General features: G+C 59.6%; 12 protein-coding genes. 1 reads left to right on the plus strand and 11 read right to left on the minus strand.

The window, feature by feature from the left end; genetic code table 11:
* From C7H84_RS36035 to C7H84_RS36080, 10 genes are all read right to left on the minus strand, one after another.
* Nucleotides 1–405: cbb3-type cytochrome c oxidase subunit I (locus C7H84_RS36035; RefSeq protein WP_205611513.1), on the minus strand; the 405-nt coding region annotated here is incomplete at its 3' end.
* Nucleotides 406–919: 514 nt separating this feature from the next.
* Nucleotides 920–1354, minus strand: a complete 435-nt coding sequence (locus C7H84_RS36040) for a CHRD domain-containing protein (protein WP_121863214.1) — start codon at nucleotides 1352–1354, stop codon at nucleotides 920–922.
* 212 nt (nucleotides 1355–1566) lie between these two features.
* Nucleotides 1567–2247, minus strand: a complete 681-nt coding sequence (locus C7H84_RS36045; RefSeq protein WP_162999533.1) for a DUF6880 family protein — start codon at nucleotides 2245–2247, stop codon at nucleotides 1567–1569.
* 172 nt (nucleotides 2248–2419) lie between these two features.
* The gene (locus C7H84_RS36050) at nucleotides 2420–3253 is read right to left on the minus strand and encodes an ABC transporter permease (protein WP_240462216.1); all 834 of its coding nucleotides are present in this window, start codon (nucleotides 3251–3253) and stop codon (nucleotides 2420–2422) included.
* The gene (locus C7H84_RS36055; protein WP_121863217.1) at nucleotides 3250–4173 is read right to left on the minus strand and encodes an ABC transporter ATP-binding protein; all 924 of its coding nucleotides are present in this window, start codon (nucleotides 4171–4173) and stop codon (nucleotides 3250–3252) included. Before C7H84_RS36055 ends, C7H84_RS36050 begins: the two co-directional genes overlap by 4 nt.
* Entirely contained in the window at nucleotides 4166–5152 is a 987-nt protein-coding gene (locus C7H84_RS36060; RefSeq protein WP_240462217.1) for an ABC transporter substrate-binding protein, read from the minus strand. The genes C7H84_RS36055 and C7H84_RS36060 overlap by 8 nt, the downstream gene beginning before the upstream one ends.
* Nucleotides 5153–5207: 55 nt before the next feature.
* Nucleotides 5208–6806 (minus strand): FMN-binding glutamate synthase family protein, encoded by a 1599-nt coding sequence (locus tag C7H84_RS36065; RefSeq protein ID WP_121863218.1) that lies wholly within the window; start codon nucleotides 6804–6806, stop codon nucleotides 5208–5210.
* Nucleotides 6807–6869: 63 nt separating this feature from the next.
* A complete protein-coding gene (locus tag C7H84_RS36070) occupies nucleotides 6870–8888 on the minus strand; it encodes a hypothetical protein (RefSeq protein WP_121863219.1) in 2019 nt (672 codons plus the stop codon).
* 113 nt (nucleotides 8889–9001) lie between these two features.
* Nucleotides 9002–9703, minus strand: a complete 702-nt coding sequence (locus C7H84_RS36075) for a thiol:disulfide interchange protein DsbA/DsbL (RefSeq protein WP_121863220.1) — start codon at nucleotides 9701–9703, stop codon at nucleotides 9002–9004.
* Nucleotides 9704–9817: 114 nt separating this feature from the next.
* The gene (locus tag C7H84_RS36080) at nucleotides 9818–10222 is read right to left on the minus strand and encodes a transposase (RefSeq protein ID WP_121863221.1); all 405 of its coding nucleotides are present in this window, start codon (nucleotides 10220–10222) and stop codon (nucleotides 9818–9820) included.
* Between the two features lie 1275 nt (nucleotides 10223–11497).
* Here C7H84_RS36080 and C7H84_RS36905 point away from each other — a divergent pair.
* On the plus strand, nucleotides 11498–11845 hold the full coding sequence (locus C7H84_RS36905; RefSeq protein WP_162999532.1) for a hypothetical protein: 348 nt from the start codon (nucleotides 11498–11500) through the stop codon (nucleotides 11843–11845).
* A 563-nt stretch (nucleotides 11846–12408) separates the two neighbouring features.
* Here C7H84_RS36905 and C7H84_RS36090 read toward each other — a convergent pair.
* Nucleotides 12409–13223 (minus strand): FkbM family methyltransferase (locus C7H84_RS36090; RefSeq protein WP_205611514.1); only part of this gene is annotated, 815 nt, incomplete at its 5' end.

The following is a 13223-nucleotide window of genomic DNA, read 5'->3' on the forward strand; positions in this document are numbered from 1 at the left end:
CGAACCGACCAGCAGCACGGCGGCGATTGGCAGGAGCCAGAAGCTGAAGTTGTTCATCCGCGCGAACGCCATGTCGGACGCGCCGATTTGCAGCGGAATCATCCAGTTCGCGAAGCCGACGAACGCCGGCATGATCGCCCCGAAAATCATGACCAACCCATGCATCGTTGTGAGCTCATTGAAGAACTCCGGACGCATGATCTGCAGGCCTGGCTCGAACAACTCGGCACGGATGCCTAGCGCCATCACCCCGCCAGATAAAAACATGATGAACGAGAACAGCAGGTACAGCGTGCCAATGTCCTTGTGATTGGTCGCCAATAACCAGCGACGCCAACCCGTCGGCATATGGTGTGCGTGGTCGCCTCGGCCTTGCAAGAGATCTTCAGACGCAGTCGTGGTCATAGAGACCCCTCTAAGAAATTCTGTTCCACTAGGCTATACACCTACTATTAATGCTCAAATATTGACGCCAAGGCCAACGTTAACTAATCGCGCCAAAACTCCACCGCAGCGACCAAACATCCACGTAGGGCACGTGGTTAGGAGACGCTGATTTTCGCCATGACATCCGAGACGCCTTGCGATGACTATCTCCGGCTAAAATCCGGAACCACAATCGACACCCGGCAAGACAAAGCGAACAGACACGATACCGACCATTGCTCAAATCCGCGGGAGATATGGGGTTGTCACGCAGGCGAACTGCCGACCTCACTGCACTTCTATAGCCGGACGCGCCCAGCTAACCGCAACTAGCCAGAGCTGCAGCTGCCGTCACACAACAAGTAAAGCCCAACACCGAGCCTGCACCGTCCTTCACCGCGGAGATATTTTACGGTTGCCAATCCGCGGCGAATTCGCGAAGTCAACCATGCACATACCCAAGCGCGGACGGCCGGCTCTATGTGATACGTCTTTACCCGGCGTGCTTGAGTTGACCCCGGATCTCTCCATCCGGATACTTCGGGGTATGCACGTTAAAATACCACTTGCCTGACATCACCTGCGACATTTGGCTTGCATCCAGCATTGTCGAGCCCTCGATCGGGCTTGCGAGCGCGTTCTTCGCGATCGGCACCAAGACAGCCGCGTTCTGGCCAGCGGGAGCCGGACCGTGAAAATGCGCAGCGACGGCAGTGCCCGTCAAATTCTTGTATGTTGCAGACCACTTAAGTTCGCCAGTGATGGTGTTAAGCGTTGCGTCAAGCGACCCAATCCCATCGCTGATAGTCGGCGGCACCTCACTCGACGGCTGAAGATTAGCAACCAGCTTCACCGTTTCTGCGGATGCACTTCCCGCAACGAACGCCCCGGCCAGCAAACCGATTCTGATGATACGCAATGCATTCATATGAGACCCCACAAGAAAAATAGCACCCAATGCGGGCGTGCGAAACCCAACTCCGCCCATCACACACGTTGAAAATAAATCTAGTGTATTGGACAAATACCTGGATGGTCTTGCACAAATCGAGCACAAAAAATGTGCCGATCAGATACTGCGGCAAATGAAAGATGGAGTTTCATTGCACGGACTGTTGCATCAATCAGGCACCGTTACCCCTATGCCACCCGCATGGATTCAAGCTCGAGCAATGCGCATTTTAGATAGCGCCAGCGCTTACTATTTGGCTCGTCGCCCGCCTCCGGCGGTCGGTCCAGCAACCGTCGAATCAACTCTTGCAGTTCAGCTGCGTAGACCGCGGCTGAGGAATGCGTTTTTGCAATAGCACGAATCAGGGTTTGGCACTGGCCGTACTGGTCTGAGACAATCGCCGTCACTGCTTGTGCGGCGAAAACCGCAGGGGCCACCCGAGCGTGAGCGCTAAGCTTGACCACATCGTCACATGCTCGATCGAACACTTTGCTGATTTCCCAGCCTTCCTCGGTAGTGCATTCGAATACTGATACCGCCAAGGCGATGAATTGCCACATAAGATCCGCTGCAACATCCGGGGCGTCCACGGCAACCTGCGAGGATATCGCGATTCGCATGGCATCGAGCTCCTCAGATAGTGCACGTACCTGCCTCGCATCGAGACATGATGGCTGCTCGCGGAATGCGCGCATCCATCGGCGCGCCGCAGTAACGATGTCGCCTCGTTTTTTTGATGCGCATTCGAATTGCAACTGCCGTCGAATGTGAGGATGCGTCGCCGCTGACTCCGCCAACAGGGCAGCCAGCCGTTCGAGACCGAGAGACCTCAACGCATGCGCATCGATGTCATGCATGTCGTCCAACATTCCCCTCCTGAAGAGCAAGACTTTCGTGAAACGGCCGTCGTCCGTTGTGACAAAAAGAGTCCCGTGCACGGCCGACTGAAATGACGTCACCCACCTTCTGTATAGCCGCACGTATGCGTGGGAATTCGTGCGCCGAGATGCTTGACATGGCGCCCGATGGCACAATATTGACCTACACCTTCTCCGTCTCACCAGGTCGCGGACGCCAGCGCAGCAAGTACCGCTCGCCACGTGCGACCATAGCGTCAAGCGCCAGCGCGCAGGCTGTGAGCACGGCCACGCCAGCCAGCACCGTATTGATGTCGAAGGTACCTTCCGCTTGCAGGATTAGATAACCGATACCTTGTGACGAGCCGAGATATTCGCCAACCACGGCGCCAACAAATGCAAGCCCGACCGCGTTGTGCAGACTTGAGAACAGCCAACTCGTCGCGCTCGGAAGGTATACATGGCGCATCAGCTGACGCGGGTTCGCGCCAAGCATGCGCGCGTTGGCCAGTATCACGGGGCTAACCTCCTTCACGCCCTGGTAGACGTTGAAGAACACAATGAAGAACACCAGCGTGATGCCTAACGCAACTTTGGATCCCATCCCCAAGCCAAACCAGACGCCGAAGATTGGCGCTAGGATCACCCGTGGCATCGAGTTGATCGCCTTGATGTACGGATCGAGCAGCGCGCTGGCGATCGGTGCACGCGCCAGCCACAGCCCCGCAGCCAGCCCCATACCGGTGCCGATGCCGAACGCCAGTGCGGTCTCGAGCAGCGTGACGCCCAAGTGCGGGTAGAGCTCGCCGCTGGCCAACCAGTGCCCAATCGTAGCCAGCACCTGCATCGGCTCACCGAACAGGAAGGCGGCCTGGTGTGGGCTGTCGAAATACAATGCAGGTAGCCAGTGCGGATGGGTGAGCGCGTGCCAGACAAATAGCGCGGCACACAGCAGCAGCACTTGCAAGAGCCGCAGGGATCGGAATGGAAGACGCATCATGAACGAGGAAGGTTTCATGGACTCGCCAATGGGGGAATGGGACAAGCCACCGCCTGCTGCCGCGCCACGCTCCTGAGCACTTCATCACGCAGCACGGCCCATATCCGCGCATGCAGCACGGTGAACGCCGGATCGTGGCGCAGCTCGGCGAGCGCGCGCGGACGCGATAGCGCGACTGCAAACTGTGCGATCGGCCGAGTTTCGGGACCGGCGGCTAGCACCACCACGCGATCCGCCAACGCAATCGCTTCGTCTAGATCATGTGTGACAAACAACACCGCGCATCGCCGCGCCCCCCACAACGCAAGCAATTCGTGCTGCATCAGCTGGCGGGTCTGCGCGTCGAGAGCCGAGAACGGCTCGTCCATCAGCAGCAGGTCCGGGTCAAGGATCAGGGTTTGAGCCAGCGCTACGCGTTTGCGCATACCGCCCGACAGCTGATGCGGATAGTGCCCACCAAAGCCATTGAGGCCCACGCGCTGAAGCCACACCAGGGCGCGTCTGCGCGCGTGAGCACGTGGCACCCCGCGAAATATCAGCCCAGCCTCGACATTTTCAAGCGCCGTGCGCCACGGCATCAATGCGTCCGTCTGGAACAGATATCCGGCACGCGGGTTGAGACCGTCGAGAGGCGCGCCAAACATTCGCACGTGGCCGGAGGATGGCGACAGGAGGCCGGCCGCCACGTTCAGCAACGTGGATTTACCACAGCCGGTGGGGCCCACTACGGCCACGAATTCGCCGGCTTGGATGGTCAACGATGTTTGCGCCACTACTGGATAAGCCGGCGTGCGCGGATCTTGTGCGACAAATGTGCAGCTCACCTGCACAAACTCAAGCGCCGGCGGTACCGCAGACTCACGTCGATCGCTCTGAGTCAAGACATCCTCGGCCACCGTTCGATCCGGCTCGGTCAGCGAACACAAAGGATCACGCATCGAGCACCTGCGCGCGTTGCACGAACGCATTAGTGAACGTGCGCCTGATATCAATGGCTTGGTCGCGCACCCGGGGATCGGAAGCTTGCAACATACGCAGCGCAGTGCTCGGTCCATCGGCCGGAAACCGGCCGTCAGGCGAGATGGCCTCGCGGGCTTGTCGCCACGCTTCGAGATACAGCGTGCGGTCGCCCAACAGGTAGGATTCCGGCACAGTCTGGACGATGGCGGTCGCATCAGCGGTCTGCAGCCACCGCAACGCTTGCACCATCGCGGTCGTCATCGCCTGAGTGGTGTAGGGGTAGCGTTTGATGAAGCGCTCGTTTGTATATAGGCAGCCGGCCGGCAACGTGCCACCGAAAACGCTGCGCGTATCGGCGAGCTTCCGGGTGTCAAAAATCACCCGCACCGCCTGGTCACGCTCCAAGATACTGATCACCGGATCGACGTTAACGATTGCATCGATGCGCCCAGTGCGCATCGCGGCCACCGCGGCGCTGGCGGTGCCAACACCCACGAAGGCGACCTGATCAGGCCGGATACCTTCCTTGGCAAGCACGAAGTTGGCCATGATGTTGGTCGAGGAGCCAGGCGCCGATACGCCGATCGTCTTGCCACGCAGGTCGGCCAACGATCGGTAGTTTGGCAGTGTCTTGTTGGACACGGCGAACACCATTTGCGGCGCTTGGCCCTGCAATACGAAGGCTCGCACCGGCTGCCGGCGAGCGTGCATCAGAATTGTGTGCTCGTAGGCGCCGGCGACCACATCAGCGCTCCCTCCGACGAGTGCCTGAAGGGATTTCGCGCCCCCCGCGAAATCGACAATCTTGAGTTCGAGTCCTTGCTGCCTGAAATACCCGCGCCGTTCCGCTATGGTCAGCGGGAGGTGGTAAATCAAGTGGCGGCCGCCGACGGCCAAGGTCACCGCACGCCGCTCGGGCGGACGGCTGCTGGCGGGCCTCGACACTACGCCAGTCATAGTGAGAGCGGCCAGCGCGGCCAAGAAGTGACGTTTAGACATGCGGGCCCTTTGCTTACACAGGCAACGGCGCAAAAGCATCGCTGCGTGCGCGCGGCCACCAGGTCTTGAAGGTTTCGGTGCGGTACTGCCCATTGAGCAGGTCGTCGGGCTGCACAAATTCCAGCAACTCCGACAACGGTCGCACTTGTTCGCGCGATACCCGGTGCATGATGTGATGGGCCCGCAGTTGAGACGGATGCGTGAGTCCAGCCGCTTCGACCAATTCCTTGAGCGCCAGCAGCGTATTGCGATGGAACTTCGCCACTCGCTCAGCCTTGTCGGATACATCGAGCGCACGCTGACGCACCGGGTCCTGGGTCGCCACCCCGGTCGGGCAACGCCCGGTGTGGCACGTCTGCGCTTGGATGCAGCCCACCGCAAACATGAAGCCACGCGCCATGTTGACCCAATCGGCACCGAGCGCCAGCGTCCGTGCGATATCGAAGGCGGTGATCAGCTTGCCGCTTGCGCCCAGTCGGATCTTGTCTCGCAAGCCCATGCCGACCAGCATGTTGTGCGTGAGCAGCAGTCCGTCCTGCAACGGCGCGCCAATGTGATCGACGAACTCGAGCGGTGCGGCGCCCGTGCCACCTTCGGCGCCGTCGACGACGATAAAGTCTGGCAGGATCCCAGTCTCGAGCATCGCTTTACCGATTGCAAACAGCTCCCACGGGTGACCGACGCACAATTTGAAGCCCGTCGGCTTGCCATCCGAGAGCCGGCGCAGGCGCGCGATGAATTCCAGCAACTCCAGCGGTGTGGAAAACTGGGCATGACGCGCGGGCGACACGCACGTCTCGCCGATCGCCACGCCGCGCGCGTCAGCGATTTCGGCAGTAACCTTTGCACCGGGCAGCACTCCACCGTGCCCGGGTTTCGCGCCTTGCGAGAGCTTGACTTCGATCATCTTGACCTGCGGGTCGCTCGCCTGGCGAAGAAACCGCGCATCGCAGAAATTGCCATGGTCGTCGCGACAGCCGAAATAGCCCGAGCCAATTCCCCAGATCAAATCGCCGCCGTGCTCACGGTGGTGACGCGATACAGAGCCTTCGCCAGTGTTGTGCGCAAACTTGCTGGTGCGAGCGCCTAGGTTGAGCGCACGAATCGCGTTGCCGGACAGCGCGCCGAAACTCATCGCCGAGATGTTGAGAATCGACATCGCGTACGGCTGCTGCTGGGTTGCCCCGACCACCACCCGAAAATTGTGATCATGCAGGTGGGTCGGGGCCAGCGAATGGCTGATCCATTCGTGGCCCGGGGCACGCACGTCGTGCTCGGTGCCATAGGGGCGACTGTCAACCACGTCCTTCGCGCGTTGGTATACCAGGCTGCGTTGCGCACGCGAGAAGGGTTTTTCGTCGGTGTCGCCTTCCACAAAATACTGGCGGATCTCCGGGCGTATGAACTCGAGCGCGAAACGCAGATGACCCCAGATCGGATAGTTGCGCAAGATTGCGTGGCGGGTTTGCAGAAGATCATAGATCCCGAGCAACATGATCAGGCCAGGCACCCCAGCGACAGCCCACGGCAGGCGCTCTTGCGCGGCCAAGGCGCCGCAGCCGGCCGTGACCACCGTCGCGCCCCAGAGCGCCCAGTAACGTCGATTAAACATCGTTCACTTCTCCTTGCTTGAGGGCCATCCTCGCCCGAGAGACCAACCTGGTACGGGTGCAGATCACATCCTTGCTGGTCGGCCGGGGCTGGCCAGCCCGTCAGGCAAGCCATTGAACAGCGTGCGTTCACCATGCCGAATGACGAGATTGGCAATCGGCCCGTGATCAGCAATCGACATCGCAATCAGCGCAGTGGAGTCACCATGACGGTGCGGCAACGCGTGCAGGGTCAGCGGATAGATCAAACGCGTGCCGCTCGCCCAGGTGACTTCGACCACAGGGCCTTGGCCCGCTTCGTCGGCTGGGATCGGCGCCACATCCAGCTGCCCCGCACGCCGCACCGCGTTCAGCCTGACCTCCGCGTTCGACAGCGTGCCAACGAGCGCCACCACCGGCACACTCACCGGCGAAGCCGCAGCGGAAGCGGGATCAAACGCAAGCCGCGCTACGGCCGCGCCAGCCAGCCGGTCATAGGTGTAGGTGCCGATCCACTGCGGAAAGCTATATGACATCAGGTCATAGTGACCGGTCGGATCCAACAAGCGAACCGGATCAGCGACGAGATCGATCCCCCAGTTCGCGCCGATCCCATTCTGACGCGGCTCGTGCGGAAAGGCTTCGCCCGGCCTCAGATCATCCGGGTGCGGGCGACCGAGGTTATGTGCAAGTTCATGCGCAGCGGTCAGCACGACATCCGTTGCGCCATCCCATACCACCGCATTGTGGGCGCCGATCCCGCCGAGGCCGACTTCCATGCCGCCTTCGACTGGCTCACCAGCGCCCGGCAGAATACCAATCAAGAAATGGTGGCTCGCTCGGGGCTCGTTAAACGCCATAAATTGTTGCAGTGCGTTCTCCGTGGTGCGCCGGGAATATCGCAGCACTGACCGCGACTTGCACGTGGCCAACCGGACGTCGATCTGCGCGATTGGGAACATCGCCTGCAGCTGACGCTTGAACGCGTCACCCTCAAGCAGGACAGAGGCATCGCCGAGCGTCCCCCCGATCGTAAAACTCAAGGGCACCAGATCCACCTCGATTCGGGTCAACGGTGCCACACGGGGCACAATCGTGTGACGAGCGGGTTCGCCGGCGCCGACGGCTTCGACGGTTAGTTGCATATTGGCGTGTACGTGCTCAGCCGGCACCACCACCGCGTAGTCCATATCTCCGTCCTGCAGCGTCCCTTGCAGCGAGTTTGGCGACAGCGACTTCTCGCGCATCGTGTGTGTGTAGCTTTCGCCCGACGGGTATCCGACCTTCAACGTCACCTGACCGGCGCTGCCAGCCGCGCCCATCGCCACACGCGCGCGCACCATCAGCGCACGCTCTGGCGTCACATCAAAGTCGTCGGTTGACGGACGCAGATGGCTTTGTCCGTAGTGCACTGCCCCGATTCTGGGCGGATCGCCCGCTGGGTTACCAACGTCACGCTTCGCGACAAAACCGGCCGTCAGGGTATAAGTAAAGCCATAACAGTCGATCGCCGTGATCGCGCCGTCCGGCGCACTCGGTGGCACCGCAACGGTCAATGACCGACCATCCGGCGAGACGTCAAAGCGGGCGGTATGGGGGCCGAACTGCACGGCGCACAGCAGATTCAGGTGCTGGCCAGTAACCGTAATCGCATCATTGGTTCGCACGTGCAGCGGCAGCACCGACTGGACCGTCACGGTGGGCACAAGCGTCACACGCACGGCGACGCGCTGCCGGTCACCACGCGTGATCTCCACCGTCGCCGGCTCCGTGTGCGTGATCTTCAGTGCTGGCACGCGCAGATGGATCAGCTCGGCCGAGCGGCGCTGGAGCTCACGTACCGGCTCGCCGCGGATCGTCACGCCAAGATTGTCGACGAACCCGGCACCGGTCAGCGCGAGCGTGTCACCCGCACGCAGATAGGCGATCGGCGGCGTATCGACTCGCAGCGCAGCCAAACCGCTCTGGGGCGCCGGCGCATCGCCGTCGCCGCCCCCACACGCGGCGATCAAACTCAGCAGACAGATTGCGGCCAACACCGTCGCAAACCATGCAGCCAACTCCGGCAGACTGCAGCCATTCCAGATTCGAGTAAGTAACTTCATAACAAGCTTTGGTTCGTCGGCCCCGCCTACGTGAGCGCAGGGCGCGGGCGATCTACGCCCCCGGTTAATCAGCCATCCGTGATCCCGATCCGCAGGGGCACGCCCGCGTCGGATCACCCTTGTTTCGCACGCGCCATATCGACCAGCGCGTCGAGCGTGCGCAAGGTCCCCTCAGGGCCATGGTTCAACTCGGGGCCCGTCTGCCAGCGACCCTGGACAAGCAGCGACGGCACGCTGTCAACCCCCAGCGCGCGCACTAGCGCTTGATCCCGCTCGAGTGCACGTTGAGTTTTCGACGCGTGGTAAGCCTCCAGAAACGCCTTCGGGTCGACGCCGTGCCGCGTAAGGAAGCGCGCCTGCTCACGCGGCGTGGCGAGTGCCCGACGATCCTTTTGCACCGCGTCGTACAGGAACGGCGCCAAGCGCTGCGCCTGACCCAGAGCCTCGAGCGCGTAATACAGTCGCGCATAGGGTTCGAGTTGCTCGGTGAACATCACCGGAATCCGGCGAATGGCCACATCCGGTTTCCAGCCTTTCGGCACCGGTTTATTCATGCTCGTGAGCGCTTCCTTTTGCTGAATCCGGCGCTTATCGAGCCACGCGTTGAGCTTCGGCTCAAGCGCGCCACAAAAGCGACAGCCGTACCAGAAGAACTCGACCACCTCCACCTGGCCGGGCTGCGTCGTGATGTGCTGCGTGAGCGGCGTCGACAGTACCCGATAGGTGCTGGGTGCCACGGGCAGTGTGGCGCCCGTATCGGTCGCCAACAATGCCAAGCTCAGTACGAGCGCACCAGTAAGTCCATCCATTTTCATGAGGATTCCTTTTTTCTTTGGTGGCTACGCCACCGCGTTGTTTCGCCCGCGCATGCTACGGTCGCGGCACGCCATCAACCGATCCATGTGCCCGCGGTTTCGGAGCATCGCGCCCTAGCGTTGCCCGCCGAGCGCACGGGTGATATCAGTGCGCCCCGTTTCGTGCAATTTGACGCGCAGCACCTTGTACATCGCATCCCAAACGCCGGCGTCCTGCCAGTAGCGCAAACGCCGCCAACACGTAACTCCCGAGCCAAAGCCCAAACGCGTCGGGAGCTGGTTCCATCCCACTCCATGTTTGAGTACGAAGACGATGCCGTTTAGGGCATCCCGATCCGGAATTGGCGAAGGACCGGGCCGTTCGCGTTGCTTAGGCAACAACGGGACAATCTGCGCCCACAGTTCATCATCGATGTATGGTACGTACCACCGATACGGTGATTTCGATATCTCCATCACTCGCATCACCATTTGCTGCGTCCCGAGCGTTCTCAAAATCGCATCGTGAACTTGCTCCATTGGCCTTGCTCCATTTTGCGCGTCTTCTACCTATATCCTTGGCTTACGCGCCGTTCCTGTATGAACACCCTGCGATCTAGCACACGCGGGATGTAAAAGTGTCTACGTGCCCTCGGAAAATCCCCGGTGCCCCACATGCCGGATTGGACTCGAAGCAGTCCGAACCCGTAGTCATTGTGCGACGGTTACCACCGATGCGATGCATCGACATCCAACGTCGAACCATCGCCCCTTTTGCTGCACGCTGGACCGTTCCAGATGAACATTTAGGATACCAGCATACTTTTTGGCGTCCTTGTAGCTCTTCATATCGTGCTTCTTGTGACCGAGCGACAGCACGGCTCATCAGCGATCAATACGCCCCGCCGCCCCTCACAGCGCTCAGTGCGCCCAGATTTGTCAGCGCCGGCGAACGCTTCGTCGCCAAGTGACACGGCACCCGCGCATGTTGCGTCGGCGTACCGACCATGGACCTCCGATCGATCACCTAGCGCTTCACATATATCCGACCACCGCGCCTTCACACGCAGCCATCATGACTCAACCAATTGCAATCAAGCACAGTTCACGTCATGCGAGCCGCATCGGCAAGCATCTTGCCGTTCTTCCATTCGACCTTCTTCAGCGCCCCTGGGAACATCATCGCGCAGGTATTCGAACCAATCGCAGTTGCACGACCCGGACATTCGCGCCGACACGTGACTCAAAGAGTTCACTAACACATCGATCTAGCTAACGACGTCGCCGAAGGTCGGCACCGCGACGAGCAACATCTTTGCCGACGCCGCGTAATTCCTTCCCATTAGCACGTCCGGCGGCGTCCAAGCGCGCTTGCGCTGATCTTCCTCGCGGCATGCGCGAAGCCGGCTTGCATATCGTTCTCGCTGGAACTCGGAGCGAGTCGGGACTTCGACTGCTGCCCCGCCGCGACACGCCCCCCAGATCGCTATTGACCAGCGTCGCCCGCAGCTCGCGCGCCGCCTTCGCGCCACCCTTAGCTGTCGCCGTTCCTGCACCGCGAACCCATTGCCAACCGAACGATACGTCCCAGTCATTTCAAACTCACGGGCCACAAATCGGCAAGCTCCACCGACACGCTCGCATACGGCAGTGCCGTCGGCGCACGGCAACACTGAAGGGGGGATCGGAAGCCAATCTAGCACCCCGGCTCAGCCAGTTTGACCGCCGGTTGCGACTGTTTTGATACGGCTTGAAGTTAGGGGAATTGTAAGGACGCGATTGATATGTGAAAAATAGATTATATGGATAGCATCGATGCTATCGGGATATATCAGATATGCAATAGCTGGCGCTCAAGCATCGTATTCATGCGCTGCGCTCGGGCATGGCCGGGAATCTCTTCGCCGCGAATATGGGCGTGGGCTCAGGCACGGCGTGCTGGTGGCGGCTGGTTACGTTTCAGTTCAGCGATGCTGGCAAGAAAAAATCGGGCCGAAACGAATGGATACGCCCACAACTCGAGGGCCCGTCAGTAATTTCGTGTTCAAGGCATATGATGCTCTGACGGCCGAAGCGTTCGATGCCGCGACGCTGGCGCTGAAGAAGGCGCTGATTGAACGAGCACTGGGCGGCGAGATGACCCGTTCAAAACTTGTTCAATGATTGTTCAGAACTCAACGGCGCGACGGTGACTTTCATAGGGGCTAATCCTCTACTGTTGGCATACATTTCCGACATTTCGTCGGTCGTGTGTCCGAGAAGAGCCTTGGTGTCCACGTTCCCCTGAGCATCGTATAGGCGTTTGGCAAGGCTACGGATTTGATGGAATGTAGGGGCGTCATCCTTTGGTAATAAATACATCTCTCAATTCGAGTGCGATTCTTAGCAACCTTACCCTGATCAGCTAACAGCCGGCCGTAACCCGCAATGGCCCGCAATTGATTTTTAATGGGAATTACGGAACATATACCGGGATCTGGGGCCAATGGCAGACTCGGCTTGTGAACGGAGCCGTAGACGCAGAAGCAAGCGACATGGTTTATACGGCGTACCGAAGCGGCGGTATCGTTGACCGCTTGGTGATTCATCACGACGGTCACTACCCAACTCAGGACAACGCTTATACGTGGCACTGGTGCGGGAAGAGCGTCTGGAGCAGCTGGTGCATCATCCGCCGCCACCGCAGGATCAGCGGGAGCGGCAGGACAAAACATTATTTACGCGTATCAGTGATTTGACGGAGCAAAGAAAGCGACATTGATAATCTCATTTCTGTCAATGGCGCCTTCTATTTCGGAATCTGATAGAGTCCGATCGGTCAAGTCCGTGCACGAGTATCCATAGTTTCTCAGCGTACGAACGGTCTCTATCACCGGAACTTGGCTGACGCGCCTTGACAATCCATCATTGATTTCCATCAAAATAATGGGCCGATCCCGATCAAGAATGTCAGCCGCGCCATCAAAGACCATCTGTTCGGCCCCCTCCACATCGATTTTTATGAAGGAGATTTTATGAGAGCGGTCTTTCATTAATTCATCGAGAATCTTGATCGGCACCTTCACCAAGCCATCTTTCGATGAACCTTGCGTTTGAAGCGTTGCGTCGATTGGGTCAAACATTAGTTCGCCCGGAGAATTGCCAAGCGCACATGATTCATAGAAAATGTTCGAGAACTCGTTGATGCTGCTGCAAAGGCTCACGTGTTCTGAGCAAATCGGGTCCGGGTCGTAGCAAAAAACGCATCCTTCGGGGCCAACAATCTGCGCCATGTGGCATGCGAACCAGCCGTGCCGAACGCCAATATCGACGACGTGATCACCAGGTCGAATGTTGCGGCGGATGAAATTTGTCTCCGGTTCTTCATACGCAGTCGCGACATACGTGCGGTACATGGCCGCATCGTTCATGCGGATTGGGAACAGGAAGCCGTAGCCCGTCTTGTGATACATGATCGCGTCGTTCCTGGCGAAGGACTTGATGGCGGCCATCTGTTGGAACTCAGGCGCTTCGCTGAAACGTATGCGGTCTTTTAACGACG

The organism is Burkholderia sp. Nafp2/4-1b (assembly GCF_003635165.1).
Classification (GTDB): domain Bacteria; phylum Pseudomonadota; class Gammaproteobacteria; order Burkholderiales; family Burkholderiaceae; genus Burkholderia.

Bases quoted from the DNA above. Each gene is read 5' to 3' on its own strand.
- C7H84_RS36040 (WP_121863214.1), bottom strand. From the start codon at position 1,354: ATGAATGCATTGCGTATCATCAGAATCGGTTTGCTGGCCGGGGCGTTC.
- C7H84_RS36045 (WP_162999533.1), bottom strand. From the start codon at position 2,247: ATGTTGGACGACATGCATGACATCGATGCGCATGCGTTGAGGTCTCTC.
- C7H84_RS36050 (WP_240462216.1), bottom strand. From the start codon at position 3,253: ATGAAACCTTCCTCGTTCATGATGCGTCTTCCATTCCGATCCCTGCGG.
- C7H84_RS36055 (WP_121863217.1), bottom strand. From the start codon at position 4,173: ATGCGTGATCCTTTGTGTTCGCTGACCGAGCCGGATCGAACGGTGGCC.
- C7H84_RS36060 (WP_240462217.1), bottom strand. From the start codon at position 5,152: ATGACTGGCGTAGTGTCGAGGCCCGCCAGCAGCCGTCCGCCCGAGCGG.
- C7H84_RS36065 (WP_121863218.1), bottom strand. From the start codon at position 6,806: ATGTTTAATCGACGTTACTGGGCGCTCTGGGGCGCGACGGTGGTCACG.
- C7H84_RS36070 (WP_121863219.1), bottom strand. From the start codon at position 8,888: ATGAAGTTACTTACTCGAATCTGGAATGGCTGCAGTCTGCCGGAGTTG.
- C7H84_RS36075 (WP_121863220.1), bottom strand. From the start codon at position 9,703: ATGAAAATGGATGGACTTACTGGTGCGCTCGTACTGAGCTTGGCATTG.
- C7H84_RS36080 (WP_121863221.1), bottom strand. From the start codon at position 10,222: ATGGAGCAAGTTCACGATGCGATTTTGAGAACGCTCGGGACGCAGCAA.
- C7H84_RS36905 (WP_162999532.1), top strand. From the start codon at position 11,498: ATGCTATCGGGATATATCAGATATGCAATAGCTGGCGCTCAAGCATCG.